24 protein-coding genes are annotated in these 26,764 nt (G+C 73.8%); 15 read left to right on the forward strand and 9 right to left on the reverse strand.

Translation table 11 applies throughout. The features are described from left to right. Window positions 1-3 precede the first annotated feature (3 nt). Window positions 4-243 (forward strand): ferredoxin, encoded by a 240-nt coding sequence (locus ACZ60J_RS03985; protein WP_469678811.1) that lies wholly within the window; start codon window positions 4-6, stop codon window positions 241-243. Window positions 244-279: 36 nt separating this feature from the next. On the opposite strand, the gene ACZ60J_RS03990 is transcribed toward ACZ60J_RS03985, so the two are convergent. Both ACZ60J_RS03990 and ACZ60J_RS03995 read right to left on the reverse strand, forming a co-directional pair. After that, on the reverse strand, window positions 280-2,028 hold the full coding sequence (locus ACZ60J_RS03990; protein WP_469678812.1) for a cation:proton antiporter: 1,749 nt from the start codon (window positions 2,026-2,028) through the stop codon (window positions 280-282). A 154-nt stretch (window positions 2,029-2,182) separates the two neighbouring features. Further along, complete coding sequence (locus ACZ60J_RS03995) at window positions 2,183-3,217, reverse strand: BtrH N-terminal domain-containing protein (RefSeq protein ID WP_469678813.1); 1,035 nt, start codon at window positions 3,215-3,217, stop codon at window positions 2,183-2,185. A gap of 112 nt (window positions 3,218-3,329) precedes the next feature. Here ACZ60J_RS03995 and ACZ60J_RS04000 point away from each other — a divergent pair, with 112 nt between their 5' ends. Further along, window positions 3,330-3,683: a DUF1304 domain-containing protein gene (locus ACZ60J_RS04000; protein ID WP_469678814.1), complete on the forward strand. Its 354-nt coding sequence runs from the start codon at window positions 3,330-3,332 to the stop codon at window positions 3,681-3,683. Beyond that, on the forward strand, window positions 3,680-4,255 hold the full coding sequence (locus ACZ60J_RS04005; RefSeq protein ID WP_469678815.1) for a TetR/AcrR family transcriptional regulator: 576 nt from the start codon (window positions 3,680-3,682) through the stop codon (window positions 4,253-4,255). The genes ACZ60J_RS04000 and ACZ60J_RS04005 overlap by 4 nt, the downstream gene beginning before the upstream one ends. A 25-nt stretch (window positions 4,256-4,280) precedes the next feature. On the opposite strand, the gene ACZ60J_RS04010 is transcribed toward ACZ60J_RS04005, so the two are convergent. From ACZ60J_RS04010 to ACZ60J_RS04020, 3 genes are all read right to left on the reverse strand, one after another. Beyond that, window positions 4,281-4,805: a kinase gene (locus tag ACZ60J_RS04010; RefSeq protein ID WP_469679105.1), complete on the reverse strand. Its 525-nt coding sequence runs from the start codon at window positions 4,803-4,805 to the stop codon at window positions 4,281-4,283. Between the two features lie 130 nt (window positions 4,806-4,935). Beyond that, a complete protein-coding gene (locus tag ACZ60J_RS04015) occupies window positions 4,936-5,142 on the reverse strand; it encodes a cold-shock protein (RefSeq protein ID WP_250739345.1) in 207 nt (68 codons plus the stop codon). 261 nt (window positions 5,143-5,403) lie between these two features. Further along, window positions 5,404-5,772, reverse strand: a complete 369-nt coding sequence (locus tag ACZ60J_RS04020; RefSeq protein WP_469678816.1) for an HGxxPAAW family protein — start codon at window positions 5,770-5,772, stop codon at window positions 5,404-5,406. Window positions 5,773-5,893: 121 nt separating this feature from the next. Between ACZ60J_RS04020 and ACZ60J_RS04025 the strand changes: the two genes are divergently transcribed. Together ACZ60J_RS04025 and ACZ60J_RS04030 are read left to right on the forward strand one after the other, a co-directional pair. Next, complete coding sequence (locus ACZ60J_RS04025; RefSeq protein WP_469678817.1) at window positions 5,894-6,388, forward strand: MarR family transcriptional regulator; 495 nt, start codon at window positions 5,894-5,896, stop codon at window positions 6,386-6,388. Between the two features lie 79 nt (window positions 6,389-6,467). Next, window positions 6,468-7,970, forward strand: a complete 1,503-nt coding sequence (locus ACZ60J_RS04030) for a DEAD/DEAH box helicase (RefSeq protein WP_469678818.1) — start codon at window positions 6,468-6,470, stop codon at window positions 7,968-7,970. 100 nt (window positions 7,971-8,070) lie between these two features. Here the strand turns inward: ACZ60J_RS04030 and ACZ60J_RS04035 are convergent, their stop codons facing one another. Beyond that, window positions 8,071-8,607: a hypothetical protein gene (locus ACZ60J_RS04035; protein WP_469678819.1), complete on the reverse strand. Its 537-nt coding sequence runs from the start codon at window positions 8,605-8,607 to the stop codon at window positions 8,071-8,073. A gap of 206 nt (window positions 8,608-8,813) precedes the next feature. Here ACZ60J_RS04035 and ACZ60J_RS04040 point away from each other — a divergent pair, with 206 nt between their 5' ends. Next, window positions 8,814-9,848: a hypothetical protein gene (locus tag ACZ60J_RS04040; protein WP_469678820.1), complete on the forward strand. Its 1,035-nt coding sequence runs from the start codon at window positions 8,814-8,816 to the stop codon at window positions 9,846-9,848. On the opposite strand, the gene ACZ60J_RS04045 is transcribed toward ACZ60J_RS04040, so the two are convergent. Then, complete coding sequence (locus tag ACZ60J_RS04045) at window positions 9,837-10,325, reverse strand: SRPBCC family protein (protein ID WP_469678821.1); 489 nt, start codon at window positions 10,323-10,325, stop codon at window positions 9,837-9,839. The genes ACZ60J_RS04040 and ACZ60J_RS04045 overlap by 12 nt on opposite strands. Before the next feature lie 54 nt (window positions 10,326-10,379). Beyond that, window positions 10,380-11,471 (reverse strand): NUDIX domain-containing protein, encoded by a 1,092-nt coding sequence (locus ACZ60J_RS04050; protein WP_469678822.1) that lies wholly within the window; start codon window positions 11,469-11,471, stop codon window positions 10,380-10,382. Window positions 11,472-11,776: 305 nt separating this feature from the next. Here ACZ60J_RS04050 and ACZ60J_RS04055 point away from each other — a divergent pair, with 305 nt between their 5' ends. From ACZ60J_RS04055 to ACZ60J_RS04085, 7 genes are all read left to right on the forward strand, one after another. After that, the gene (locus tag ACZ60J_RS04055; protein WP_469678823.1) at window positions 11,777-13,531 is read left to right on the forward strand and encodes a VanW family protein; all 1,755 of its coding nucleotides are present in this window, start codon (window positions 11,777-11,779) and stop codon (window positions 13,529-13,531) included. Window positions 13,532-13,763: 232 nt separating this feature from the next. Next, a complete protein-coding gene (locus ACZ60J_RS04060) occupies window positions 13,764-14,207 on the forward strand; it encodes a hypothetical protein (RefSeq protein WP_469678824.1) in 444 nt (147 codons plus the stop codon). A gap of 97 nt (window positions 14,208-14,304) precedes the next feature. Further along, the gene (locus tag ACZ60J_RS04065) at window positions 14,305-14,970 is read left to right on the forward strand and encodes an NAD(P)-dependent oxidoreductase (protein ID WP_469678825.1); all 666 of its coding nucleotides are present in this window, start codon (window positions 14,305-14,307) and stop codon (window positions 14,968-14,970) included. An 81-nt stretch (window positions 14,971-15,051) separates the two neighbouring features. Then, a complete protein-coding gene (locus tag ACZ60J_RS04070) occupies window positions 15,052-16,977 on the forward strand; it encodes an RNA ligase family protein (RefSeq protein WP_469678826.1) in 1,926 nt (641 codons plus the stop codon). Further along, on the forward strand, window positions 16,977-19,859 hold the full coding sequence (locus ACZ60J_RS04075; protein WP_469678827.1) for a poly(A) polymerase: 2,883 nt from the start codon (window positions 16,977-16,979) through the stop codon (window positions 19,857-19,859). Before ACZ60J_RS04070 ends, ACZ60J_RS04075 begins: the two co-directional genes overlap by 1 nt. Window positions 19,860-20,183: 324 nt before the next feature. Next, window positions 20,184-22,373, forward strand: a complete 2,190-nt coding sequence (locus ACZ60J_RS04080; protein WP_469678828.1) for a discoidin domain-containing protein — start codon at window positions 20,184-20,186, stop codon at window positions 22,371-22,373. Window positions 22,374-22,505: 132 nt separating this feature from the next. Continuing rightward, entirely contained in the window at window positions 22,506-23,579 is a 1,074-nt protein-coding gene (locus ACZ60J_RS04085; protein ID WP_469678829.1) for a DUF1996 domain-containing protein, read from the forward strand. Window positions 23,580-23,712: 133 nt separating this feature from the next. Here the strand turns inward: ACZ60J_RS04085 and ACZ60J_RS04090 are convergent, their stop codons facing one another. Beyond that, window positions 23,713-24,630 carry an NADP-dependent oxidoreductase gene (locus tag ACZ60J_RS04090; RefSeq protein ID WP_469679106.1) on the reverse strand — a complete coding sequence of 306 codons (918 nt, stop codon included), beginning with the start codon at window positions 24,628-24,630 and terminating at the stop codon, window positions 23,713-23,715. A 245-nt stretch (window positions 24,631-24,875) separates the two neighbouring features. On the opposite strand from ACZ60J_RS04090, the gene ACZ60J_RS04095 reads away from it, so the two are divergent. After that, window positions 24,876-26,198: an ROK family transcriptional regulator gene (locus ACZ60J_RS04095; RefSeq protein WP_469678830.1), complete on the forward strand. Its 1,323-nt coding sequence runs from the start codon at window positions 24,876-24,878 to the stop codon at window positions 26,196-26,198. Window positions 26,199-26,247: 49 nt separating this feature from the next. Further along, on the forward strand, window positions 26,248-26,763 hold the full coding sequence (locus tag ACZ60J_RS04100; RefSeq protein WP_469678831.1) for a putative immunity protein: 516 nt from the start codon (window positions 26,248-26,250) through the stop codon (window positions 26,761-26,763). Window position 26,764: the final 1 nt, after the last annotated feature.

The following is a 26,764-nucleotide window of genomic DNA, read 5'->3' on the forward strand; positions in this document are numbered from 1 at the left end:
CCGGTGGGTCCCACGCCTCCCGCCGGCCCTGCCCCCGAGCCTCCTGTCGGCCGGGTTTCCGTCGACACGGACCTCTGCATCGGCGCCGGGCAGTGCGCCCTGACCGCGCCGGGCGTGTTCACCCAGGACGAGGACGGCTTCGGCGCGGTGCTGCCGGGCCGCGAGGACGGCGGCGGCAGCCCGCTGCTGCGGGAGGCGGCGCGCGCCTGCCCGGTGTCGGCGGTCAGGGTCGGGGAGGGCTGAGCGGAACGGCGGCGGCGGACGGCGGCGCCCGGTGGCTCAGTGCCCGGTGGCGTCGCCCAGCCGCTGGAACAGGGCCTCGTCCAGGTCGAGCCCCTGCTGGGCCTGGTTGATGGCCTGCGAGCTGTAGATCCCGGTCGAGCGGGCGGCCAGTACGGCGTCCCGCGAGGCCGCGATCACGCCGAGGCGCAGGTCCACGTACTGCTCCCGCACGCCGTCGATGTCGGCGGGGACGTGTCCCTCCCTCGCCTTCCGGTCGAGGCGGGCGTCCTCGCGGACCTTGGCGAGGACCTCGGGCGCGTACGGGCTGCCGTCGGCCCGGACCAGGCCCGGCTCCTCCAGTGCGGCCCGGCCGGCGGCGGCGACCTCGTCGAGCAGCCGCGCGTACTCCTCCTGGAAGCGGACCGGGTCGTCGCCGGAGATCTTCGCCTTCCGGATGACGGCGGGCAGGGTCAGCCCCTGGAGCAGCAGGGTGCTGGTGGCGACCACGAAGGCGATGAGCAGCAGCTGGGGGCGGTACGGGGTGTCCTCGGGCAGGGTCTGGGCCGCGGCGACGGTGATCGCCCCGCGCATCCCGGCCCAGGCCAGGGCCACTCCGCTGCGCCAGCCGAGGTTCTCGTTGACCTTGAAGTCGGCGTCGGCCGAGGCCCGGGTGACGCGTTCCCTCATCTGCTCCCTGCGGCGCGGGCTCAGCTCCCTGCGGGGCCGCAGCGGATGGGCCGGCCGCTCGGACTCCGGGGCGCCGAGCCGGTCCATCAGCCAGTCGAGCCGCGGCTTCTTCTCTGCGGCCCGCTGCGCGTCCTTGCGCAGGGAGGCGATGAGCGGGGCGACGAACACCATGCGCGCCACGATGACCAGGGCGGCGGCCGCGAGGCCGATGAACAGGGCGCGCCAGGCGCTGAGCCCGTCCGCGGCGACCTCGTCGAGGAGGCCCTTGAGGCCGAGCCCCATCAGCAGGAAGACCGCGCTTTCGAGCAGGAAGGCGAGGGTGCGCCAGTTCATGGCCTCGGTCAGCCGGTCCCGGGCGCTCAGGAAGCGCGGCGCCTGATGGCCGGTGACCAGACCCGCGACGACCACCGCGAGGACTCCGGAGGCGTGGAACTCCTCGGCCGGCAGGAAGGCGACGAAGGGCACGACGAAGGAGATCGCCGTGTTCAGCAGGCTGTCCTTGAGCAGGGCCCGGACCCGGACGTTGACGAGGCCGACGACGATGCCGACCGCGGTGGCGAGGGCCACGGAGAAGAGGAAGTTCCCGGCGACCCCGGCCAGGGAGACGGTTCCGGCCATGGCCGCGATCGCGGAGCGCAGCAGCACCAGCGCGGAGGCGTCGTTGACGAGCCCCTCGCCCTCCAGCATGGTCAGCAGCCGTGCGGGAAGGCCGAGCTGTTTGCCCATGGAGGTGGCGGCGACGGCGTCGGTGGGGCTGACCACGGCACCGAGGGCGAAGGCGGCGGGCCAGCCGAGGCCCGGCATGAGCCAGTGGAAGAGCCAGCCCGCCCCGAGGGTGGTGACGGCCACGAGCAGGACCGCGAGGCCGCTGATCGCCTTGATGTTGCGGCGGAAGTCCGACGCCGGCATGTTCACGGCGGTCGAATAGAGCAGGGGTGGCAGCACGCCCGCGAGGACCCACTCGGGCTCGATGGCGAGCGCCGGCACTCCCGGTACGAAGCTGAGGGCGATGCCGACGACCACCAGGCTCAGCGGGGCGGCGAGGCCGAGCCGCTTCGAGAAGGCGGCGACGGCGACGATGCTGCTGACGCCGACGATCGAGACGAGGGTCATTTCCATGGGCGGTACGGGGCCTTAGGGGTGCTCGGGGACGGTTTGCCCACCGTACGCCCCCGGGTTTTACCGCGTCAAAAATTGAGCAACTCAACTTTTGACGCGGCCCCGAACCGCCCGGAACGACCCTGAACGGCCTCGAACGACCCCGGACGCCGCCTCACTCCCCCGGCGCGGCCTCCGGCAGCAGCCCGACCGCCTGCCGCTCCAGCTCCAGGGCTCCGTCCACGAGATCGGCGCAGGCGTCGAAGAGCTCCCGCCGCCCCGCGGCGTCCGACTCCGGGTCCGCGGCGAGGGCCCGCCCCGCGAGCCGCGACCACCGCTCGCCGGAGTCGCGGAAGAGCGCGGCCGCCTCACCGTGCCCGGCAAGGTCGAGGAAGTCCGCGTACAGCGGCCGGGTGGCGCCCGGGGCGGTCCACTCCTCCTCCAGGCAGGCGTACAGCCGCTGCGTGCCCAGGGCGAAGGCCTCGGGGGTGGCGAAGCGGCGCTCCCAGCCCGCCTTGGTGCTGGTGTCGCGCAGCTGCGCGGCGAACTTCTCCATGCCGGAGAAGCCGAAGTTGACGTCGAAGTGGTTGCCGAGCACCGGCCCGGTGAGGCGGGAGACGGTGGCGGCGATCGCCGCGTCCAGGTCGGGTTCGCCGGCGGGCTTCCCGGTGGTCACCACCATCTGGTGGCGGCCCTTCTTGTGCCCGGACCAGGCCGCACCGAACTCCTCGCGGCCGATGGCGTACGGCGCGCCCGATCCCTCCATCCCGGCCGCCGGGTCGTCGACCTGGAAGGTGTCCCCGTCGTAGCCGACCACGGCCACCACGTACGGGTCGGCGGCGGCCAGTTCGGCCATCGGGGCGGGTCCGTGCCAGGGCAGGCGCGACCGGTCGACGGTGCAGAACACCGGGGCCCCGGCGTCGAGCGCGGCCTCGACCCGGTGCCAGCGGGGCTTGGCGCTGCGCGTGGCCTCGTACGGGATGTGCAGGCGGGTCAGGGCGACCTGGACCCAGGGGTCGGGGTGGGCCTGGGCGACGATCGTCGGCATCGCCGGCCGGCCGGCGTACTCGAACACGAAGTACATGAAGCCGATGCCGCCCGCCAGGCCCGCGACCAGGGCCTCTTCGTGGACGCTGCCGAGGGCGTGCCGGATCAGCGTGGCCTCGCGGTGGCGTCCGGGGGCGAAGTCTTCATATACGAGCGCAGTCATGCGGTCAGCGTAGCCGCGTCGCGGACCGCGGGCCGCGACCCGAGTTCCTGTACAGTTGTCCAGGAAGTCGATGGGACCGCCCTCGGCTCGCTCCGCCCCCAGGGAGGTGGCCGTGCACACGGTCGCAACGATCCTCATCGGCCTCGTCGCCGCACTGCACGTGTACTTCCTGGTCTTGGAGATGTTCCTGTGGCAGCGGCCGCCCGGCCGCGCCCTGCACGGGTTCGACGCCGACACCGCCCGCCTGACCGCCCCGCTCGCCGCGAACCAGGGCCTCTACAACGGCTTCCTCGCCGCCGGCCTGGTCTGGTCCCTCGTCATCGACTCGCTCGCCACGCAGATCTTCTTCCTCGTCTGCGTGATCGTCGCCGGGGTGTACGGGGCCGCGACCGCCAACCGCCGCATCCTCCTCGCCCAGGCCCTGCCCGGAGCCCTCGCCCTGGGCGCGGCGCTGCTCGCCGGATGACCGCCCGGACCGACCCCCGCACCGCCCGCACCAAGGAGCGGCTGCGCGAGAGCCTCCTCGCCGAATGCGCGGACCGGCCGCTCGGCGAGGTCAGCGTCTCGGCGGTGGTCCGCCGGGCGGGCGTCGGGCGGGCCACGTTCTACCTGCACTACGAGGACCTCACCGCGCTCGCAGTGGACGCGTGCGCCGACGTCGTCCATGCGGCGGTCGACGCCCTGCACGCCTGGCAGACGGAGCCGTCGGCGCGCCCGCCGGCCCGCCCCCCGGCCGCACTGGCCGCCTTCCTCGGCGGCGCGGCCGACCGCGCGGCGCTCTACCGCACCCTGCTCCTGCCGGGAGGTGGCGGCCCGTTGGGCGAACGCCTGTACCGGGAACTGCGCGAGCGCAGCCGGGCCGAACGCGCCGCGGTGGGGGCCCCGCGCCCCGAGCTGGTGGCTTCGGCCGTGGCCGCCACGTTCACCGCCGTCCTCGCGGACTGGCTGCACGGCGACCTGCCGGACGGGCCGGCGGACCCGGCCGGGCTGGCGGACCGGATCTGGCTCCTCCTCATCGCCCTGCACCGGGCGGGCTGAAGCCGCCCCGGCCTGCAGGTGCGGGCTAGGCCGTCTCCGCCGTCAGTCCGGTCTCGGCCATGACCCGGGTGACGGTGTCGTCCAGCGAGTGGTCCGCCCCGATGACGCTCTCCCAGTCGCCGGGCAGCAGGTCGAGCGGGCGGTACCAGTCGCGCATCTCCGCCTCGCCGAAGTCGGCGGCCTGCGGCTTGCCCGCGTGCCGGCGCAAGGTCTCCTCGAACGGCACGTCGAGGTAGTAGAAGTGTGTCGGCCCGCGGTGGGCGCGGCGCAGGGCGTCGAGCATGGGGCCGTAGCGGTCCGCGTAGAGGATCCCCTCGACGATCACGTGGAAGCCGTGGTCCAGCGCGTAGCGCGCCACGCTGCCGATGAGCCCGATGTTCGCGGCGCCGGGGGTGTCCCGCTCCCGCAGGACGACGCGGCGCAGGTTGTCCTGGCCCACGAGCGCGACGCCTCGGCCGTGCCGGTCTCGGATGCCCTCCGCCACGGAGGACTTGCCCGCGGCGGAGTTGCCGCGCAGCACGATCAGCCGGGTGTCCGGCGTGCCGGTCATCATCCGGCCCACGCTACCCGGCCGGGCCGGGCGCACGTGAGCCCCCGCCGGATCACGGGGCCGGGCGTGCGTGAGCCCCGCCCGGTCACCGGGCGGGGCTCACGTCACGTGCCGGACTCGTGAAGCGGCGCTAGCCGATGGTGACCACCTGCTCCGCCTGAGGACCCTTGGGACCCTGGGTCACGCTGTACTCCACCTTCGCGCCCTCGGCCAGCTCCTTGAAGCCGGTCGTCTGGATCGCGGAGAAGTGGACGAACACGTCAGGGCCGCCGTCGTCCTGCTGAATGAAGCCGAACCCCTTCTCAGAGTTGAACCACTTCACGGTGCCTGTTGCCATCTGTACTGATCCTTCACAACGTTCCACCGGCCGCACACGCGGCCGGTCCCGATCCTGCCCATTGATCGGCCCGAGCACACGCCAAGCGGGGCCAACCGGGGTGTTCCCGGATATTCGAACCTTTCTCCATCACGTCCGCGAATCGGGGGAACAGGCCTTCACCCGGGCCCCGGGAAGGGCTCTCGGCGGGGTCCTCCGGAGGAGTCTTCGAGAGGGGACGGACGTGGGCGATCCACTACGGGGAGCGCTCCACCCGGATGCTCATGCGGTGCCATCCGCAGCGGGCAACGACGCGGCGGATCGAGGGCCGGGGGCTGCCGCGGCACCTCGCCGCGGCCCGCTGAGCCGGCAGCCCAGGCAGTCGGCGTGACCGGAGTGCGCGACGGTGTCGCGGACCCGCCAGTCCCACTGGCTCTCCGGCCGGGGACCGCTCGGCTTGCCCCAGCCGGCCAGGTGCAGGAGCCAGGTGACGATGCCCGCCACCACGACGAGCCCCAGGCCGATCCAGAGTCCCGGGGTCCAGGAGGAGCACAGGGCGGCGCCCGCCACCGCGCTTCCCACCAGGGCGATGGCGGTGCCGGTCCAGCCCGCCACCGTGTGGCCGAGGTCCACATGGCCGTGAGCGCTCATCGTTCTCCCCTGCTTCGTCGATTCAGTGGTTCAGCGGTTCAGTAGGCTCGAATGGCGTTCTCTTACCGAGAAAGCCATTTATCTCACGAGCTAAGTAACTTAGATGCTAAGGAGTATCCGCGTGCAGGGCAAGCCCCGCCCCGCGGCCACGGTCCAGGAGGCGCTGTCGCGCATGGACCGGTACGTCGCTCTCGGCATCGTCGGCCAGCAGGAGGTGGCGCAGCTCCTCGGGCTGAACGTCACCGACCTGACCTGCCTCGGCCACATCCTGGGCGCCGCCGACGACCCGCTCGGCGCCGGCGACCTCGCCGAGCTGACCAACCTCACCACCGGCGCGGTGACCGGGGTGCTCAACCGCCTGGAGCGCGCCGGGTACGCGAGCCGGCAGCCCGATCCCGCCGACCGGCGCCGGGTACGGGTGGTCGCGGACCCGGCCGCCGCCGCGCGGATCTTCGCCGTCTACGAGCCCTTCTACGCCCGGCTCGGCGCGGTGTTCGCCGAGTACACCCCCGACGAGGTCGCCGTCATCGCCGACTGGTTCGGGCGGGCGACGGCCGAGGTCACCGCCCATCTGGACCGGGTACGGGCCGGGGAACTCGGGCCGGTGGCCCCATGACCCCGATGGTAAAATTCGCCTTTTGGCGGCGTTCCCGTCGCACTCCCGAACATCTTGCGCGTCTCACGGAAGGTTCTGCATGAGGAACCCGTCAGCTCATGGGCGCTTCGGCATCAAGGCCGGAGCCAAGGCGAGCCCCAGGGGTGGTGCGAAGGGCGGCGGAAAGACCCCGCGGACCCTCGGCCCCCAGGGCGAGTACTCGATGCCCCGGACGACCACACCGGCCCTGCCGCCGGTGGAGTCCTTCTCGGAGCTCGGCCTGCCCCCTGAGCTGGTGAAGACGATGGCCGACCAGGGGGTGGCGCAGCCGTTCCCCATCCAGGCGGCGACCCTCCCCAACTCCCTGGCGGGCCGTGACATCCTCGGCCGCGGGCGGACCGGCTCCGGCAAGACGCTCGCCTTCGGCCTGGCCGTGCTGGCCCGTACGGCGGGGCAGCAGGCGGATCCGAAGCGGCCGCTCGCGCTGGTCCTCGTACCGACCCGCGAGCTGGCGCAGCAGGTGACCGAGGCCCTGGCCCCGTACGCGCAGGCCCTGAAGCTGCGCATGGCCACGGTCGTCGGCGGCCTGTCGATCGGCAAGCAGACCGGCGCGCTGCGCACCGGCGCCGAGATCGTGGTGGCCACCCCGGGCCGGCTCAGCGACCTCATCGGCCGGCGCGACGTGCACCTGGAGCGCGTGAAGATCGTCGTCCTCGACGAGGCCGACCAGATGTGCGACATGGGCTTCATGCCGCAGGTCACCGAGATCCTCGACCAGTGCCACCACGCCGGCCAGCGGATGCTGTTCTCGGCCACGCTGGACCGCAACGTGGACCAGCTCGTCCAGCGGTACCTGAAGGACCCGGTCGGTCACTCCGTGGACCCGCAGTCCGCTTCGGTGTCCACGATGGACCACCACGTGCTGCACATCCACGCCGCCGACAAGGTATCGGCAGCGACCGAGATCGCGGCGCGCGACGGCCGGGTGCTGATGTTCCTGGACACCAAGCACGGGGTCGACCAGTTCGTGAAGCACCTGCGGGCCATGGGCGTACGGGCGGAGGGGCTGCACAGCGGGAAGTCGCAGCCGCAGCGCACCCGGACGCTCGGGCAGTTCAAGGACGGCCTGCTGAACGTCCTGGTCGCGACCAACGTCGCCGCCCGCGGCATCCACATCGAGGACCTCGACCTCGTGGTCAACGTGGACCCGCCGGCCGACAGCAAGGACTACCTGCACCGGGGCGGCCGCACCGCGCGGGCGGGCGAGTCCGGCAAGGTCGTCACCCTGGTCACCCCCAACCAGCGGCGCGACATCGTCCGGCTGATGGCCGACGCCAAGATCCGGCCGACCATCACCCAGGTCCGCTCCGGCGAGGCCGCGCTGAGCCGCATCACCGGCGCGAAGGCCCCCTCCGGCGTGCCGCTGGCCGGCGCCGCGGCCACCGACGCCAAGGGCCGGCCCTCGGGCTCGGACCTCGGCTTCCGCGGGATCGGCACCCGGCCCGGGCGGCCCGGCAAGGGCAAGGAGTCCCGCAAGACCATCGAGGCCCGGCAGGCCGCCGAGGCCCGTGCGGCGGCGCGGGTGCGGCGCGGCACGAAGTAGCACGTCGTATCACGTCGGGAGGGCCGGGACCGCGGTGCGGTTGCGGCCCTCCCGCGCGTCCGGCCCTCCCCCGCGTGAGGCGGCTCCGGGGCCGGGCCGGTCACGAGCTCACGGCGGCCCGCCTCAGCAGCCGCTGCGCCGCCGCGTTGCGGACCCGGCGGGTCCGGGCGCCCGCGGCGAGCAGCCGCAGCGCCTCGTCCGCGTGCAGGGACTGGGCCGCCGTGCGCTGGCACCAGTCGGAGGCCGCTAGGAGCTCCCCCGCCGACCAGGGCTCGCCCTGGGTGACGGCCTTCAGCAGGCTCCACTCGCTCAGTCGGCGGACCGCGAAGCTGCGGCCGCCGAGGGCGGCCCCCACGGCCTGCGCCCAGGCCGGGAAGGCCTCGTCGGCCAGCAGTCCGGCCGCCCGCCGGTCGAGGTGGGTGACCACCGCGCTCTCCGCCATCACCAGGTCCGGGTCGCGCAGGACGGCGGCCACGGCCTCGGCCTCCCCGGGCTGACCGGAGACGGCTGCCAGGGAATCCAGGTGCCGGGCGTAACGCCAGTGCTCGGACGGCGTGTTCGCCGCCACCGCGCCGGCCGTCCCCTCGGTCCGGCGCTCCGGGCCGCCTTGGCGTATCTGGTGCTCGCTTCTCCCCATGCAGCCATTCCACACGACACCGATCGAGGACGAGTTGTCAGGGTGGCATCAAGCCTCCGCAGGACGGTCGGGGAGGGGCCGGCGGAGCCAGTCGTCCCGCATCTGCGCACGTCACAGGACTATTACGTGATCTCGGTCCGGCTTGTGCCGTGTCGGTGACGCCCTGTGAGATGGGCCGGAGACAAGAGCATGGGCGGGGGCCTGACATGACGGAACCGGCGGAATTCGTCACGCGACTGCACGCAGACGGGCAAGATCAGACACGGGCGGGGGACCAGAGCCGGGGCCACGGCCTGGGCGGGGGTCAGGACCGTGACACGGCCTTCCACGCCGACCAGCGCCGGCGGCGCGTCAGACGCCTGTCCGTCGGAGCCGTCGCCGCCCTGGCGCTCGCCGGGGTCACCGCGTGGCTGGTGGCCGCCCCGGAGGGTCGGCCCGAGACCCGGCTCCATGCCGCCGGGCTCGACGAGCAGTCATGGCCCGATGCCTGGCCGGCCACGACGGGCCTGCCGCTGCGCGGCTCGCCCGCCCGGACCTGGGCGACCGAGAAGGACGAGCTCCCGCTGCCCGCGGCCACGGCGGTCGGTTCGATCCCGAAGGAGAAGGTCTCCGACGGACTGCGCCGGGCCAGGGAGTTCCTGGTCGCGGCCAATCTGGATCCGGAGGTGCTCCAGGGCGCGTGGCCCGCCGACGCCATGGAGCTGCTCGATCCGCAGCAGCCCGCCCGCGCCGAGCTGACGGAGCACCTGCGCGAACCGGGGCTCCCGGACGCCGACCCCACCGAGCTGTTCACCCGCTTCGACCCCGCCCGGCTCACTCCGGCCCGTGGCGGCATCAGGGTGCGCGGCCGGATGACCTTCGAGGCCGGCGGGGCTCCGGGACAGATCAGGATCCACGCCGACTACACCTTCGTCTACGCCGTGCGGCGCGTGGCCCCGCGCCCGGAGCCGGGACCCGCGCCGGGCACGGAGGAGGTGGCACGGGTGGTCGTACGGAGGCAGCTCGTGCTGCTCTACGCCGCGTCCGACTCCCCTGGCGTGACGGCCGGGAAGCTGATTCCGGCCGGGTACCGCCGGCAGCTCGGCAACCACGACTGCGGCACCGTCGACGGCTTCGTCCACCCCTACTTCTCCAGGGAGGCGGCCGCCGCCGAGCGGCCGTGGCCGGTGGTCGACCCGTACGACGACAGCAAGGACATCCCCGACGGCCGACCGAGCTGCACCGTCCCGTCACGCACCTGAATCCGGCAGCGGGGCACCCGTCTCCAGGAGGGTCTTGAGGCTGGACGCGAGCATCGGCCAGGCACGCCCGCACATGCCGATGAGGGCGCCGCCCGGTTCGAAGTCCTCGTGGAGGATGGTGAGCCGGGCGAGCGTGTCACCGACCGGCTCGATCTCGTACGTCACCTTCGTGCGCCGCTCGCGGGCCAGCTCGGCGCGCAGTTCCTCGCCGATGCCCGCGGAGGCGGCCCACTGCGGGGTGAAGGTGTGCCAGGTGTAGGAGAGCAGCCGCTCCGGTACGCACTCCAGCACGACCTGCTCCGGATCGCTGGTCCGGGCCCCGCGCTCCACCCAGTCCATCGTCGAGCCCACCCGCCAGTCCGTCTCGAAGTCGAGGCCCCAGTAGCGGCGGGTGAACGCCGGCTCGGTCAGGGCCTGCCACACGCGCGCGGGGTCGGCCTGGACGTAGACGGTGTAGGTGATCGCAGTCTCGCTCATCCCCTCATGCTGCGGGACCGGGGCCCGTGGACCGGGGATTGAGCCGCCCCGTGCTCACCAGTGGCAGCCCTCCGCCGGGAGTTCCGTCGGCGGGGTGCGGGGCGGCGACGGGAGGGAGAGGTGGGCGCGGGCGGTGTGGACGGCGGCGAGTTCCTCGTGGCCCGCCGGGCCCCAGTCGCTGAGTTCCCGGACCTGTTCGGGGGTGGCCAGCAGCCGTGCGTACGCCGGGTCCGGGCCCGGGGGCAGCGCCGTGAGCCGGGCCGCGGTCCGCGGGTGGGCGCCCTGGTCGGCGCACCGGTACCCGAGCGGGAGCGCGCCCGCGGTGCGGCCCGCCGCCGGGGACGGGAGGTGGGCGGCGCCGGTGGCCCGGGCGATGAGCAGCAGCACGCGCCCGTCGGGGGCGAACAGCCAGCCGGCGGGGTCCCGTGGCGTCAGGTGGGCGGGGGCGCGGCCCGGGTGCCAGGTGCCGTGCAGCGGAATCCGGCGGCTGCGCAGGACGCCGAGCCGGTCCAGGGCCGTGGGGGTGGTGGGGCGGCCGTCCTCCAGCAGGGCGGCTCCCCCTCCGTTGATCCGGGCCCGCAGGGCGGAGAGGGCGCGGCGGGCGTCGCCCGCGTCCATCAGGGCGGGCAGCTCGGCCGGTTCGGCGAAGTGGATGCCGGTGATCTCCTGCGCGGGGAGCCGGACGGAGTCGATGCGCTCCCGGGTCCACGTACCGCCGTCGAAGACGTGCAGGATCTCGCCGGGGAACCCCATCCCGGGCGGCATGCCGGGCGTGTCCGCGGGAATCCAGTCGACGGCGAGGCCGCGCGGGTAGCGTCCCTCGACGCCGAGCTCCTCGTACACCTCGCGCGCGGCCGCCGCGGCCGGCGCCTCGCCGGCGTCCACGGCGCCGCCGGGCAGCAGCCGGTCGGGGCGGTAGTCGACGCTCTGGACGAGGACCCGCCCGTCGCCGTCGGTGACGAGGACGACGGCGCCGGTCCAGAGGGTGGCGCGGGAGGCCCCGTACTCCTCCGGGGTCATCCACGTGCCGGGGCGCGCGGCGGGGTCAGCGGGTTCGGCCGGGGCTCCGGATGCGGCCGGGACTACGGGTGCGGCCGGGGTGGCGCCCGTGTCCTGCGTCACGTCCTCGTCGGTCAGCTGCGGCATCGGACTCCATTTCACCGTAGGGGCGCCCCGGGGGCGCCGTGCTGCCCCGGCGCGCGGGGAACGCCCGGCGTCGCCGGGCGTCGCGCGGCCATGACGCGGGCCTCGGGGCGTTGCGCACCGGTGGGCCCGCGGGCTGTGCAACAGCGCGGGCGACCCCCGGGTTACGGAGATCAACAGATTCCCCTTTGCCACCCCTATACCTCCTTATTACCTGGTTACACGGATCTTGCTACGTTCCCGGGGCGGACTGGCGGCATGAAAACCGCCGGTCCGACCACGTCACCGGACCGAGGAGAGACCCAGACATGCGACGCGCACCCCGTACGGGCACCCCGGCGGCCACCGGCAAACGGTGGTCCGTCCCGGGCGTGGCCGGCGTGGCGGGCGGCGTCGCGGTCCTCGGCTTCGGCGGGCTGTACGCCGCGGGCCTGCTGCTGGCGGGCGACGACATAGCCACCGGTACGAAGGTGCGCGGTGTCGACATAGGGGGGATGAGCCGCGCCGAGGCCCGGCAGACCCTGAACCGTGCGCTCGGCCCGTCCGCCGCGGCCCCGCTGGCCCTGCGGATCGGGGAGCGGACCGAGCAGGCGCAGCCGGCCACGCTCGGCCTGTCCCTGGACACCGGCGCCACCGCCGACCGGGCGGCCCGCTCCGGTTCCGACCCGGTCAGCGTGATCGGCCGGCTGTTCTCCTCCGGGGACCCCTCGGTGGAGCCCGTGGTCCGGCTCGACGAGAAGGCGGCCCGCTCCGCCCTGGACGGGCTCGGCGCGAAGACCCGTCAGGAGGCCCGGGAAGGCGCGGTCTCCTTCGAGAAGGGCAAGGCCAAGGCGGTGGCCCCGGTCACCGGGACCGAGCTCGACGTCGACGGATCCCTCGGCGTGCTCCGCTCGGCCTACGCCCGGCCCGCGGACGGGACGCCCGGCGGCCCCGTCGTGCTGCCCGTCCGGACCACGGAGCCGCGCATCGGGCAGCAGGAGACGGAGCGGGCGCTGAAGGAGTTCGCCGAACCCGCGGTGTCCGCGCCGGTGACCCTGACCGTGCGGGACAAGCGCATACCCGTCGGCCCGGCCGTCCTCGCCCGGCACCTCACCTTCAAGGACGACGGCCAGGGCCGCCTCGCGCCCCGGCTCGACGCCAAGGCGCTGCTCGCCGACCCGGAGTTGGCCGGTCCGCTGCGGCAGGCCGCGCCGGGCCCCGTCGAGGCGAAGCTGCGTACGGACTCCGCCGGCGGGGTCTCCGTCGCCGAGGAGGGCCGGGCCGGGCGCCGGGTCTCCGAGGAGGGTCTGTCCGCCGCCGTCCTCCCGCTGCTGACGCGGACGGGCGCGGCGGAGCGGACGGGCGAGGTCGCCACGGAGGAGGTCGGGCCGAAGCTCACCAAGGACACGATCGGGCAGCTGGGCATCAAGGAGGAGGTGTCCTCCTTCACCGTCGACTTCGAGAAGGCCCCGTACCGTACGACGAACATCGGGCGGGCCGCGGAGCTGATCAACGGCTCGCTCGTGCTGCCCGACGAGACGTGGAGCTTCAACCGCCGCGTCGGCGAGCGCACGAAGGAGAACGGCTTCGTCGACGGCCTGATCATCAACAACGGCCAGTACGAGAAGGCCTCCGGCGGCGGCGTTTCGGCGGTGGCCACCACGGTCTTCAACGCGATGTTCTTCTCCGGGGTCAAGCCCGTCGAGTACGGTGCGCACTCCTTCTACATCGAGCGCTACCCGGAAGGCCGCGAGGCCACCGTGGCGTGGGGCAGCCTCGACCTGCGCTTCGCCAACGACTCGGGCAAGGCCCTCTACATCCAGGCCGAGGCGACCGACACCTCGGTCACCATCACCTTCCTCGGAACGAAGAAGTACGACGAGATCCGCGCGGCCAAGGGTCCGCGGACGAACGTCAAGCCGCCCGCCACGCGCACGGACACCGGCCCGAAGTGCGAGCCGCAGTCCCCGCTGGAGGGCTTCGACGTCGCCGTCGACCGGGTGTTCGTGAAGGGCGGGCAAGAGGTCAAGCGGGAGACGATGAAGACCCGTTACACCCCGAGGGACAGCGTGACCTGCGGCTGAGACCCCCCTGTCGAGGGGTTCGCACCACCCGTCCGGGTGAGCGGGTGCGGAGGCGCGGGCCTCCGTCGGGCAGGGTGGGCGGATGGAGTCGCGCCGGGGACCGCGGGTGCCCCTGATCATCGTCGCGCTGGCCGTGGCGGCCGGGTGTGTGACCGGATGTGTGACCGTGGGCCCCGCCGGGCCGGGGGTGGTTCCGGGGGCAGGGGCCGGGGCAGTTTCCGGAGCCGGGGCCGTGTCCGGAGCTGGGGTCGGAGCCGGGGCCGGTTCGGGGAACGGAGTGCGGCCCGCGCCCACGCCGGTGCGGACGGCCCTGCCGGGACCGGCGGTCGAGGCCTGGCCGCTGGGGGCGCTGCCGGAGGTCGCACAGGATGCGGGTGCCGCTTCGGAGGCGGATGCCGCACCGCAGGGCGCCTCGACTCCCGCTCCGGGGGCCGCAGTTGCTCCCCGGCAGGCCGCGCCCGCCGCGCCCGCCGCCCGGCCGCGGAGCCGGGTGAAGCCCGCCGCTCCGCGGCACCGGCCGGCGAAGCCCCGGCGGGTCGCGCCGAAGAAGCCCGCGGCGCCCGCCGCGAAGGCCCCTCGCACCCGGCCCGCGCCGCACCGTACGTACGACATGGCTCCGCTGTGCGCGGCGGCCCGGGGCAGGGTGGACCCGGCCATCGTCGCGCTGTGCCACTGACCGCGTGGCGCTGCCGCGTGCCGGAGGCGGGATTCGCTTGGATGGGCCCGGCGGACCCCGACCGGGGCCCCTCCAGCCTCCACCTCCAGGAGTGGCCATGGCGAAGATCGCTCTCTTCGGCGCGACCGGCATGATCGGATCCCGGGTGCTGCACGAAGCACTCGGCCGCGGACACGAGGTCACGGCCGTCGTACGCGATCCCGCGCACTTCGCCGAGTCCGAAGTCAGCTCCGCGGACGTCGCCGTCGTACACGGCGACGTCCTCGACCCCGCGTCCGTGAGCCGGGCCGCGGCCGGGCAGGACGTGGTGGTCAGCGCGTACGGTCCGGGCTCCGGGGATCCCGGCACGCTCGTCGGTGCGGCGAAGTCACTGATCGGCGGTGTGCAGGCCCTCGGCGAGGACGGGCCCCGGCCGCGCGTGGTCACCGTCGGCGGTGCGGGCTCCCTGCGCACCCCCGGCGGACCGTTGGTCTGGGACCAGGCCGGGATCCCGGCACCGGTGCTCGCCCTCATGCACGCCCACGGGGACGCCCTGGACTTCCTGCGGACCGTTCCGGTGGACGAGGTCCACTGGACCAACCTCAGTCCGGCCGCCACGATCGAGCCCGGCACCCGGACGGGCACGTACCGGCTGGGGCTCGACGAGCTGGTCGTCGACGATCACGGCAACAGCCTGATCTCCACCGAGGACTTCGCGGTCGCGCTGCTGGACGAGATCGAGCGCGACGCACACGCGGGCAAGCGGTTCACCATCGGCTACTGATCCGCCGATATTCGCTGGTCCGGGCTGGTTCGGCCTCCCTAGAGTGGCCGGGCACCAGCCCCGGCCCGCAGGGAGCGGATCATGCGTACGCACTACCCCCGGACCCCGCACCTGCCGTGGTCCCCGGGTGCGACGTCCGACGACGTGCGGACCACCGGCCCCGGCATGCTGGCCGGATTCGCCGGGCGCGAGGTCGTGGTCACCGAGAAGCTCGACGGCGAGAACACGACCCTGTACGCCGACGGCCTGCACGCGCGGTCGCTCGACTCGGGCCACCATCCGTCGCGGGCCTGGGTGAAGGGCCTGCAGAGCCGCATCGGCCAGGGGATCCCGGCCGGCTGGCGGGTGTGCGGGGAGAACGTCTACGCCCGGCACTCGCTCGCGTACGAGGAACTCGACGCGTGGTTCTACGGGTTCTCGGTGTGGGACGGCGACCACTGCCTGGACTGGGACCGGACGGAACTCTTCCTGCGCGGTCTCGGGGTCCCGGGGCCCCGCGTCCTGTGGCGCGGTGTCTTCGACGAGCGGGCGCTACGCCGGCTGCGGCTCGATACGGCGCGGCAGGAGGGGTACGTGGTCCGCACCGCGGCCGGCTTCGACCGGGCCGACTTCGGGCGGTGCGTGGCCAAATGGGTGCGGGGCGGGCACGTGCAGACGGACACGCACTGGATGTACGCACAGGTCGTACCGAACGGTCTCGGCCCGACGGCCGCCCTCTGGGACGCCCGGTCGGGCGCGGATCCGGACGCGGCCGGGCTGCTCCGCGCGCTGGGGCAGGACACGGCGGCCGGGGCGGCCGGAGCCGAGCCCGTCGGAGCCGAGGCCGCCGGAGCCGAGGAGCTGGTCGCCGAAGTGGCGGACCGCATCGACGGGCTGAGCGTGCGCCGGTCCGGGGAGGAACGGCTGGCCGGGATCCTGGCCGCGGCCCTGCACGGCGTACCGCGGGCCGTGCTCGCGTCCCGGCTGGCGGCGGGGCCGCTCGGGATGGCCACCGCACGGCGGGTCGCGGACCTGGTCGGGCTCTTCCCGGCGCTGCGCAGGCCCTTCCCCTACCCGGACGCGGAACGGCGGGCGGGGCTCGTACGGATGGCGGAGGCGGCCGACCTCGGAGTGCTGCACGCGCTGGCCGGGGCGCTCCCCGGGGCCGGTGGCGGCGGGCGGGCCGAGCACGCCGAATGCGTCGAGTGGTCCGCACTGCATGCCCAGGAGGCGGGGCTGCTCGGTCCGGCGCCCTTGGAGCCGCTGCGGGAGGGGCTGCGAGAGGCCCTCGCCGGAGCCGGCATAGGCGGCATGGGCGGTGCAGGCGGCATGGGCGGTGCAGGTGACGCGGCCCGCGGAGGTACGGGCGGTGACGCCGCCGACCGCTGCTGGGCCGAGGCGCGCCGCGCCTACGGGCAGGGCAGACTGACCGGCGCCGAGGAGGCGGTCGCGGCGACCTGGCGCTGGCGGGACGGCGCCTCCTTCCCCCGGCTGGTGCAGCTCTGCGGCCCCTCGGGCAGCGGGAAGAGCACCTACGCCCGCACCCTGCCCGGGGTGGAGGCCTACATCAGCCTCGACGACCTGCGCGGCGCCCGGGGCTCCCGCGCGGACCAGCGGGACAACGCGGACGTGCTCCGCGAGGGCCTCGACCGGCTGGACTCCGCGCTCGCCGCGGCAGCGCGCCGAGGGGGCACGGTGGTGTGGGACGCGACCTCGCTCACGGCGCAGCAGCGGGGACTGGCCGGAGCGGTCGCCCGGCGGCGCGACGCGCTCGTCACGCACGCCGTGCTGCTGGTCGGGGAGGCGGAGCTGATGCGCCGCAACTCCACGCGCACCCACCCGGTTCCGGAGCAGGTCCTGGCATCCCAGCTGCGCCGGTTCGTTCCTCCGTATCCCGGCGAGGCGCACCGCACGTGGTACATCGGGGCGAGCGGAACCGTCGAGGACGCGGCGGGCACGATCGGCGGCGTGGCGACCCGCACGGTTCCCGGCACCGCCACCCGCACGACGACCCGCGAGGAGGGCTGATGCGTACCAGCGAGGAGCTCTACCACCAGGTCCGCTGGGATCCCCGCTTCGATCCCGCCCGGTTCACGCTGGGACTGCTGCAGCGCGGAGCCGCTCCGAAGCGGGTGCCGCTGCCGTCCTTCGTGCCCGGGGGCGACATCCCCTGGCACCGGGTGCTGTTCGTGGAAGCCGACGGCGAGCTGGTGTGGGACCGGGCGACGGGCGTCGACACCATCGACAGCACCACGGCCGGACGGGTCCGCGACCCGAGGCTGCTGCGGGCGCCGTTCTTCACCGCGCGGACGCCGTACGCGTGGGACGCGTCCGGCGGCGGCGCGTGGCGGGCTGCACCCGAGGGTACGGCCGCCCCCGCCGAACGGCCTGCGCAGATACGCCTGTTGACATGGAACACGCTCTGGGACCGGTACGACGCCCCGCGCATCGCCACCGCACGGCGCAGGCCGCTGCTGCTGGCCGACCTGGCGGCGGTGGACGCCGATGTGATCGCCCTCCAGGAGGTGGAGCGCGAGCTGCTCGGCATGCTGCTCGCCGAGCCGTGGGTACGGGCCCGCTACACGGTCGCCGCGGACCCGGGCGGCCGGGACGTGGCGGAGAGCGGACTGCTGGTGCTGAGCCGACTTCCGGTGCGGGAGGCGGGCGTTCACGTACTGGGGCCGCACAAGGCGGTCGTCGCCGTGACCGTGGACACGGCGGGCGGACCCCTGGTGGTCGCGGCCACGCACCTGACGAGCGATCACACGGAGCGGGGCGAGGACCGGCGCACGACCGAACTGGCCCGCCTGTCCGATGGGTTGGCGGGGATCGAGGCGGCCGACGTGGCCCTGCTCGGCGACTTCAACGACGGCCGGTCAGGAGCCGAGGGACCGGCGGCGGCCCTGGGACTCCGGGACGCGTGGACCGAGGTGCACGGACCGCAGGACGCGACCGCGACCTTCGACCCCGTCGCCAATCCGCTCGCGGCCGTGGGGTCGTTGACGGGACGGGCCGCTCGCCTGGACCGGATCCTGCTGCGGTCGGCGGGGGCTCGCGTGACGGAGGCCGCACTGCGCGGCGACTCCCCGGCAGCGGACGGGCTGTTCATCTCCGACCACTACGGGGTCGAGGCCGCCCTGGACTTCGGCCCGGCGGCCGACGGGCCCGGGCACGCGGTACTGGAGATCCCCGCCACCGCGCGGACGGCCGTGGCCTGGCTGGCGCCGCGGGACGAGCCGATCGAGGCGCTGCGCCGCGCACACGACCCGCAGGCGGAGCGCTGGCCCGCGCACGTGAACCTGCTCTTCGGCTTCGTACCGGAGTCCTCCTTCGAGGCGGCCCTGCCCCTGCTGGCCGAAGCAGCCGCGGAAACGGCCGCGTTCACGGCACGCCTGGAAGGCGTGTACGCCTTCGGTCCGACCCTGTGGCTGGACCCCTCCGCCGCCGCGGCCGGCGACGCGCCGTGGCAGGCGATGCGGCGGTCGCTGGCCGCACGGTTCCCGGGCTGCCGGGGCCGGGCCGAGGGCTTCACCCCCCACCTGACCCTGGGCCGCAGCACCGATCCCCGGCGGGCGGAACGCGAGTTCGCCGCTCGCCTGGGCGCCGGCCGCACGGCCCGCGTGAGCTCGCTCGCCGTACTGTCCCGACGCGGGGACGGGCCGATGGAGATCCGCGCCACGGTGGACCTCGGCACGGGAGCCACCCGCTGGACCCCCGACCCGTCACGCCCCGCACCCCCCGGGCCGGGCGAGCCGGAGCCGGCCGCGGGGCTCGCCGCGCGGGTCGCCGCTCAGGTCGCCGCGGCGCTGCCCGAGGGGGTCGTGTCCGTGGCCGGCTCGCGCCGGATGGGGTGTGCGGGGGCCGGCTCCGATCTCGACCTGGTTGCCGCCCTGCCCGGCGCCGTCGACCTGGCGGGGGTGCGGGCGCGCATCGCGTCGGCCGTCCCGGAAGCAGAGCGGCTCCGCGAGGTGACCGGCGCCCGGGTGCCGGGGCTGCGGTTCGGCGTCGCCGGGCTGGACGTGGACCTCGTCGTGGTGGCCACCGGGCCGGTGCCGCCGGAGCGAGCCGTCGCCCGGCGGGCGGAGCTGGGCGAGGCCGCGGCGGTGGCGCTGAGTGCGGTGAGCGACGCCGAGGCGGTACGGAGCTTCGTGGGCCCGGAGCATGCGGCGTTCGCCCGGCTGGCGCGCGAGGTCAAGGCCTGGGCCCGGTCCCGGGGCCTGGACTCGGCGCCCTTCGGCGGGCTGCCGGGACTCGCCTGGTCGGTGCTGGCCGCCCACACGGTCCGCTCCGCCCCCGACCCCTCCCCCGCCGCCCTGCTCCGCACCTTCTTCGCCACCTGGGCCGCCTGGGACTGGCGTACCCCGGTCTCCCTGGAACTGCCGCGGGCCGCTCCGGCCGACCAGGGCGCAGCCGCGTACGCAGTCGGGGACCCGGTCACGGTGCTGACCCCCTCCGCCCCGGTCCGTAGCTGCACGGGCCAAGTCACTTCAGGGGTAGCAGAGTTGCTGACGCGGGAGCTGTTCGCCGCGTGGGAGGCGCTGGAGGAGAGCCCGGCGGCAGGGCTCGCCGGCGCCGTCGCCGCCGCCACTCCCCCGCACCGCCGGCACGCCGCATGGGCCGTGGTCACCGTGACGGGCTCCGGGCCCCGTGACTTCGAGGACGGCCTGGGCCGCACCCGCGGCCGGCTGCGCGCCCTGCTCGGCGCCCTGGCGGAGGCCGGGTGTGCGGACGCGCACGCCTGGCCCCGGCCCTGCGAGCGGACCCCGACCCTGGCCCGCTTCGCGATCGGCCTCGGCCCCACGCCTCCGGACGCGAGCGTGCTGGCGGCCGTGGCCGCACCGTGGTCGGCGACGCTTCCCGGCACCGAGGTGCACTGGGCGGACGGCGGCACCGTCCCCTGCCTTCCCTGACGACAAGTAGCGAACACAGAACGGCATCGGGCGGATCCAGGCGCCCACTCTCCGAACACGGCGAAGACTCCCGGCCAGGGCTCCGCCCCGCCGCAGCGGGCACGGCGGGACGGAGCGGTCAGAGCCTCAGTAGAGTTGGGCAAAGTTTTTTCGTCAATACTTTTCACAAGGATTGAAGAAACTCCAAGTTCACAGGCCTGATGCGTCTTTGACACGTCATTGGATCTTCAGTTCATGAAAGCTCAAACCCTTGACGGCCCAGGCGCCGGGCAGTTCACTCACGCTTCGATCCCCCCGGATCCACAACGTCAGGAGTAGCCCCGCATGCCCCTCCTCTCCGCCCACCCACCCCACTCGGCGCGCCGTGTCCCGAGACCGTCCCGGTTGACCGTGGCCTCCCTCGCGGCCGCCCTGGTCGCCGCCCTCCTCGTGCTCATGCCGAGCACCGCGGCGACGGCCGCGCCCACGCTGCTCTCCCAGGGCAAGCCCGTGACCGCCTCCTCGATCGAGGGCGCCGGCACCCCCGCCTCCGCGGCGGTGGACGGCAACAACGGGACCCGCTGGTCGAGCCAGTTCGCCGATCCGCAGTGGATACAGGTCGACCTCGGCGCGGCCGCCCAGCTGAGCCAGGTCGTCCTGCGCTGGGAGACCGCCGCCGCGAAGGCGTACCGCGTCGAGCTGTCCACGGACGGCGCCAACTGGTCCACGGCCTACTCCACCGCCAACGGCACGGGCGGCGTGCAGACCCACGACATCAGCGGCACCGCCCGCTACGTCCGCGTGTACGGCACCCAGCGGACCACCGGATACGGCTACTCCCTCTGGGAGTTCCAGGTCTACGGGACCACCGGCGGCACCGGCCCGCAGCTGCCCGGCGGCGGCGACCTCGGCCCCAACGTGATCGTCTTCGACCCGTCCACGCCGGGCATCCAGGCCAAGCTGGACGAGGTGTTCGCCCAGCAGGAGTCCGCCCAGTTCGGCTCCGGGCGCTACCAGTTCCTCTTCAAGCCGGGTACCTACAACGGCCTCAACGCCCAGATCGGCTTCTACACCTCGATCTCCGGTCTCGGGCTGAGCCCGGACGACACCACCATCAACGGTGACGTGACCGTCGACGCGGGCTGGTTCGGCGGCAACGCCACCCAGAACTTCTGGCGTTCGGCCGAGAACCTCGCGCTGAACCCGGTCAGCGGCACCGACCGCTGGGCCGTCTCCCAGGCGGCCCCCTTCCGCCGGATGCACATCAAGGGCGGCCTCAACCTCGCGCCGAACGGCTACGGCTGGGCCTCGGGCGGCTACATCGCCGACTCGAAGATCGACGGCCAGGTCGGCAACTACTCGCAGCAGCAGTGGTACACCCGCGACAGCTCCATCGGCGGCTGGTCCAACAGCGTCTGGAACCAGGTGTTCTCCGGCACCCAGGGCGCACCCGCACAGAGCTTCCCGGAGCCGCGCTACACCACCCTCGACACCACCCCGGTCTCCCGCGAGAAGCCGTTCCTCTACCTGGACGGCTCCGAGTACAAGGTGTTCGTCCCGGCCAAGCGCACCAACGCCCGCGGCACTTCCTGGGGCAACGGAGCCCCGCAGGGCTCCTCGATCCCGCTGAGCCAGTTCTACGTGGTCAAGCCCGGCACCACCGCCGCGACGATGAACCAGGCGCTGGCCCAGGGCCTGCACCTGCTCTTCACCCCGGGCGTCTACCACGTGAACCAGACCATCCAGGTCAACCGTGCGGACACGGTCGTCCTGGGCCTCGGCCTGGCCACCATCATCCCGGACAACGGGGTGACGGCCATGAAGGTCGGCGACGTCGACGGGGTCAAGCTCGCCGGCTTCCTCGTCGACGCGGGCCAGGTCAACTCGCCCAGCCTGCTGGAGGTCGGCCCGGCCGGCACCACCACGGACCACGCGGCGAACCCGACCACCGTCCAGGACGTGTTCATCCGCGTCGGCGGCGCGGGAGCGGGCAAGGCCACGGTCGGCATGGTGATCAACAACCACGACACGATCGTCGACCACACCTGGATCTGGCGCGCCGACCACGGCGACGGGGTGGGCTGGGAGACCAACCGCTCCGACTACGGGTTCCGCGTCAACGGTGACGACGTGCTGGCCACCGGCCTGTTCGTCGAGCACTTCAACAAGTACGACGTGGAGTGGAACGGCGAGCGCGGCCGCACGATCTTCTTCCAGAACGAGAAGGCGTACGACGCCCCCAACCAGGCCGCGATCCAGAACGGTTCGATCAAGGGATACGCCGCCTACAAGGTCGCCGACTCGGTCAACACCCACGAGGGCTGGGGTCTGGGCAGCTACTGCTACTACAACGTCGACCCGACGATCCGTCAGGACCACGGCTTCCAGGCGCCGGTGAAGCCCGGTGTGAAGTTCCACGACCTCCTCGTGGTCTCGCTCGGCGGCAACGGCCAGTACGAGCACGTGATCAACAGCACGGGCCCGCCGACCTCGGGCACCTCGACCACCCCCTCCACCGTCGTCTCCTTCCCCTGATCAACCCCTGACGCCCGGATCGCGGGGCGGCCACCGGCCGCCCCGCGTTTTCCGGGGCAAGTGAGAGAGCGCTCTCCCAACCCCGCTCCCTCTTCCTTCCCTCCTCTCCTCCCACGAGAAAGAAGCAGAGGAATGCATCTCCGACCGCGGACCCTGTCCGCATTCCTGGTCTCGGCGGCCATCGCCGTGACCGCGGCCGCCGGACTCGGCGCCACCACACTCACGGCCCAGGCCTCGCCCGACTCCGGCGCCGTCCACATGAACATGGACCACTCCGCGGTGGCGGCGGTCGCCGGGGGCGACGACCCCGACGGCGACGGCTACATCCCGGCCGTTCCGCAGGTCACCGGCGTGACCCCGTCCTGGAACAACCCGCCGGACCGCTACTTCCACGAGTTCCAGGCCAACTGCTCGGTCACCAAGACCGCGCCCGACGACCCGATCGTGTACGCGGGCCGGCCCGGCGCCTCGCACGACCACACCTTCATGGGCAACACCGGCACGGACGGCAACAGCACAACCGCCTCCCTCAGCGCCGGCAGCACGGCCTGTACCGCGCTCGGCGACCTGTCGGGCTACTGGATGCCGACGCTCCTCAACGGCAGCCAGAAGATCCTGCCCACCGGCCCCCAGGTCATCTACTACAAGACCGGGGTCACCGACTACACGAGCGTGCGCCCCTTCCCCAAGGGACTGCGCTTCCTCGTCGGAAGCCCGACCCAGACCGCGGCGGAGTTCCGCGCGCACAAGGGCTGGGTCGAGGGCTGGGAGTGCGGTGACAGCTTCAAGAACGTGGAGTTCCCGGCCAACTGCCCGGCCGGCACCCAGCTCAACATCCGCATGCAGGCACCAAGTTGCTGGGACGGCAAGAACCTCGACGTCCCGGACCACAAGGCGCACATGGCCTACCCGGTCACCAAGCCGGGCAACAACGACAACGTCTGCCCCGCCTCCCACCCGGTCGCGGTCCCGATGGTCGAGTTCAAGATGGCCTTCCCGGTCAGCGGGGACATGTCCCAGGTCAGGCTCTCCAGCGGGTCCGGCCACTCCTTCCACTACGACTTCTTCAACGCGTGGGACGAGCGCACCCTGAACGCCATGGTCGAGCACTGCATCAAGGGCGGACTGCAGTGCAACAACCGCGGCTACGACCAGTTCCACCCGGAAGCCGGCACCGTCCTGGGCCCCGACGGCCGTCTCCCGTAGTACGACTCGGGCGTCCGGCCTGATCCCCGGCGCGACGCCCCCGAACGCCCCGCGCGCCGCCCGGAACCAGCCCGGGCGGCGCGCGGTTGCGCGTACGGAGCCTGCTGCCCCGGAGGCGTCTGCTGCGCCCGGGTCAGACCTCCAGGACGATCTTCCCGGCGGTGTGCCCTTCCCGGCTGAGCTCGAAGGCGGCCGCGAGCTCCGCGAGCGGGAAGGTCTTCGCGACGGTGACGGTGAGTTGGCCGGCGTCGGCCAGCCTGCCCAGCTCGGCGAGGTCGTCGCCGACGGGCCGTACCCACATCCACTGGCCGCCGGCGCCGAGCACGGTGTGGTCGGCGATGGAAGCGTGCCGGCCACCCTCGGCCAGTACGGCCAGCGTGGTGTCGAGGACTCCCCCGACGAAGTCGGCGACGACGGTGACCCCCTCGGGCGCGAGGGCGCGCACCCGCTCCGCGAGGCCGTCACCGTACTCGACGGGTTCGCAGCCCAGCTCGCGCAGCCGGTCGTGGTTGCGCGCGGAGGCGGTGCCGATGACGCGCGCCCCGAGCGCCCGGGCGATCTGCACGCCCAGGGAGCCGACGCCGCCCGCGGCCCCGTGCACGAGGACGGTGTCCTCCTTGCCGGTGCCCAGGCGCGTCAGCAGCTGGTACGCGGTGAGGCCCGCCAGCGGCAGCCCCGCGGCCTGCTCCCAGCTCAGCGAGACGGGCTTGGGCGCGAGCGCCCGTACGGGCACGGTGACGAACTCGGCGAAGGTGCCGCCGTGGACGTAGTCCTTGCGGGCATAGGCGACGACCTCGTCGCCGGCGGTGAACTCGGGAGTGTCGATGCCCGCGTACTCGACCGTCCCGGCCACGTCCCAGCCGGGGACGACGGGGTACACGACGTCCATCAGGCCGTCGAGACCGCCCGCCATGATCTTCCAGTCGACGGGGTTGACGGAGGCGCACCTGACGCGGACGAGGACCTCGCCGGGTCCGACCTTGGGTACCGCGATGCGGGTCTCGGAGAGCACCTCCACTCCGCCGTACGTGTCGTACGTCATCGCCCGCATGGTGCCCTCTTGGTCCTCGGACATACCTCTCGCCTCTCCGTGAGCCGTTCGCCTGCCCCCGCCCCCCATCCCACCACGAAGAGCCGCGCCCGCCCCGGGAGGAAGGCCGGGCGCGGCGCGGCGAAGCCTTTCCTCGGCACGGCGGAGCCGATTAATTCAGAGCGTGAAGGAAGTGGCGGCGGTGGATCGCGCCCAGGAGTCCCGCACGGTATGTTGCGATCGATGTCAGGGGCGGAAGGAGTCACATGACGACGGGGCGCAGTGGACGTACGGTGCGGGACCTTCGAACGGGCAACCGCAGCGCCGTGCTGCAGCAGTTGTACTTCGGAGGCCCCCTGAGCCGGCAGGAACTGGGGCCCGCGACCGGGCTGAGCTCGGGATCCGTCAGCAACGTGGTCGGCGAACTCGTCGCGGACGGACTGCTGGAGGAGGCCGGCATCGTCGACTCGGACGGCGGCCGCCCGCGTACGCTGCTGCGCGTGGCGCCCGGCAGCGGGCACATGATCGGCGTCGACGTCGGCGAAACCCGCGTCAGGGTCGAGCTGTTCGACCTCACCCTCACCGAACTGGCGCGCACGGAGCTCCCGTTGCAGCCGCGTGGCTGTTACGACGTCGGCCCGATCGTCGACCACATCCGGAGCGGGATCGCCACCGTCCTGGAGCGGGCCGAGGTCGGGGCGGACCGGCTGCTGGGGGTCGGCATCGGCGTACCCGGCATCGTCGACCGCGACGCTCCGGGCGGAACCGTCGTCCACGGGCAGACCATCGGCTGGGACGCCGTCCCGCTGGAGGCGCTGCTGCGCGCGACGGGAGCCGTACCGGCCGAGGTCCCGTACATCATCGACAACGGGGCGCGCACGCTCGGCCAGGCGGAGATGTGGTTCGGCGCGGCGCGCGGGGCCCGGGACGCGGTGGTCGTGCTCTTCGGCTCCGGCGTCGGAGCGAGCCTCGTCACCGACGGTTCCCCGGAGGGCACCGCCCCCGGGGGCGCGCCGCTGGAATGGGGCCACCTGACGGTGCAGGTCCGCGGGCGGCGCTGCCGCTGCGGGGCGCTGGGGTGCCTGGAGGCGTACACGGGGGCGGAGTCACTGCTGGCGCGGTGGGCCGAGCGGGGCGGCGGCGGGGACGGGATCGCGGGGACCGCCGGGGATGAGGAGGACGCCCTGGCCGCCCTGCTGGCGGCGGCCGGCGGCGGGGACAAGGCCGCGCTGGAGCTGCTCGACGAGACCGCGGAGTACCTGGGCGCGGGCCTGTCGGACGTGATCAACCTCTTCCAGCCGGAGCGGATCCTGATCGGCGGCTGGGCCGGCCTGATGCTGGGCCCGCACATCCTCCCGGCGGTACGGGAGCACGCCCTGCGCTACTCGCTGCGCCATCCGGCCGCCCTGGTCACGATCGGCATGGGTTCGCTGGGCCCGGACGCGGTCACGGTGGGCGCGGCCACCCTCCCCCTGTCCGCCTTCTTCACCACGGGCGGCCGCCGCACACTCCCGGAGCCCACGACGGAAGCCCCGGGCTGGCAAACCTCCCTCCAAACCCGCGGCGGCTCGACGACGGCCGGGTCCTAGAAGGTGTCCGGGATCGGCCGAACCACCCAACCAAGGAGCTGAGCGCCCCGTGATCCTCCCGAAGATCCGGGACCCCCGTTTCGTGACGATCCGCCGGGGCGGGACCCTCACCGACCCGGACCATCACCTCCTCGCCCTGTGGGCGGCGTCCTGCGCGGAGCACGTCCTCGACCTGTTCGAGTCGGTTCGACCCGAGGATCCTCGGCCGCGCGAGGCGATCGACCACGCCCGTGCGTGGGTGCGGGGCGAGGTCACGATGACACGGTCGCGCGCGGCGGGCGGCCACGCGATGGGCGCGGCCAGGGACCTGCGCGGGGCGGCCCGCCACGCGGCGTACGCCGCGGGCCAGGCCGGAGCCGTCGCCCACGTCGCCGCGCACGAGCTCGGCGCGGCCGCCTACGCGATCAAGGCCGCCCGTGCCGCAGCGCCGGAAGCCGACAGCGAGGCGGCCGGACGCCGGGAGTGCCGCTGGCAGCGCGACCAGCTCCCGGACGCGATCCGCGCCCTCGTCCTCGACGACCAGCGGCTGCGGAACGACATCTGCTGGTCGGTCTTCGACTGTTGAG

The organism is Streptomyces sp. NPDC104226, assembly GCF_055584085.1.

Bases quoted from the DNA above. Each gene is read 5' to 3' on its own strand.
- ACZ60J_RS04030 (WP_469678818.1), top strand. From the start codon at position 6,468: ATGAGGAACCCGTCAGCTCATGGGCGCTTCGGCATCAAGGCCGGAGCC.
- ACZ60J_RS04075 (WP_469678827.1), top strand. From the start codon at position 16,977: ATGCGTACCAGCGAGGAGCTCTACCACCAGGTCCGCTGGGATCCCCGC.
- ACZ60J_RS04050 (WP_469678822.1), bottom strand. From the start codon at position 11,471: ATGCCGCAGCTGACCGACGAGGACGTGACGCAGGACACGGGCGCCACC.
- ACZ60J_RS04080 (WP_469678828.1), top strand. From the start codon at position 20,184: ATGCCCCTCCTCTCCGCCCACCCACCCCACTCGGCGCGCCGTGTCCCG.
- ACZ60J_RS04005 (WP_469678815.1), top strand. From the start codon at position 3,680: ATGACCGCCCGGACCGACCCCCGCACCGCCCGCACCAAGGAGCGGCTG.
- ACZ60J_RS04015 (WP_250739345.1), bottom strand. From the start codon at position 5,142: ATGGCAACAGGCACCGTGAAGTGGTTCAACTCTGAGAAGGGGTTCGGC.
- ACZ60J_RS04045 (WP_469678821.1), bottom strand. From the start codon at position 10,325: ATGAGCGAGACTGCGATCACCTACACCGTCTACGTCCAGGCCGACCCC.
- ACZ60J_RS04055 (WP_469678823.1), top strand. From the start codon at position 11,777: ATGCGACGCGCACCCCGTACGGGCACCCCGGCGGCCACCGGCAAACGG.
- ACZ60J_RS04095 (WP_469678830.1), top strand. From the start codon at position 24,876: ATGACGACGGGGCGCAGTGGACGTACGGTGCGGGACCTTCGAACGGGC.
- ACZ60J_RS04040 (WP_469678820.1), top strand. From the start codon at position 8,814: ATGACGGAACCGGCGGAATTCGTCACGCGACTGCACGCAGACGGGCAA.
- ACZ60J_RS04065 (WP_469678825.1), top strand. From the start codon at position 14,305: ATGGCGAAGATCGCTCTCTTCGGCGCGACCGGCATGATCGGATCCCGG.
- ACZ60J_RS04010 (WP_469679105.1), bottom strand. From the start codon at position 4,805: ATGACCGGCACGCCGGACACCCGGCTGATCGTGCTGCGCGGCAACTCC.
- ACZ60J_RS04085 (WP_469678829.1), top strand. From the start codon at position 22,506: ATGCATCTCCGACCGCGGACCCTGTCCGCATTCCTGGTCTCGGCGGCC.
- ACZ60J_RS04070 (WP_469678826.1), top strand. From the start codon at position 15,052: ATGCGTACGCACTACCCCCGGACCCCGCACCTGCCGTGGTCCCCGGGT.
- ACZ60J_RS03995 (WP_469678813.1), bottom strand. From the start codon at position 3,217: ATGACTGCGCTCGTATATGAAGACTTCGCCCCCGGACGCCACCGCGAG.
- ACZ60J_RS04020 (WP_469678816.1), bottom strand. From the start codon at position 5,772: ATGAGCGCTCACGGCCATGTGGACCTCGGCCACACGGTGGCGGGCTGG.
- ACZ60J_RS04035 (WP_469678819.1), bottom strand. From the start codon at position 8,607: ATGGGGAGAAGCGAGCACCAGATACGCCAAGGCGGCCCGGAGCGCCGG.
- ACZ60J_RS04090 (WP_469679106.1), bottom strand. From the start codon at position 24,630: ATGCGGGCGATGACGTACGACACGTACGGCGGAGTGGAGGTGCTCTCC.
- ACZ60J_RS03990 (WP_469678812.1), bottom strand. From the start codon at position 2,028: ATGGAAATGACCCTCGTCTCGATCGTCGGCGTCAGCAGCATCGTCGCC.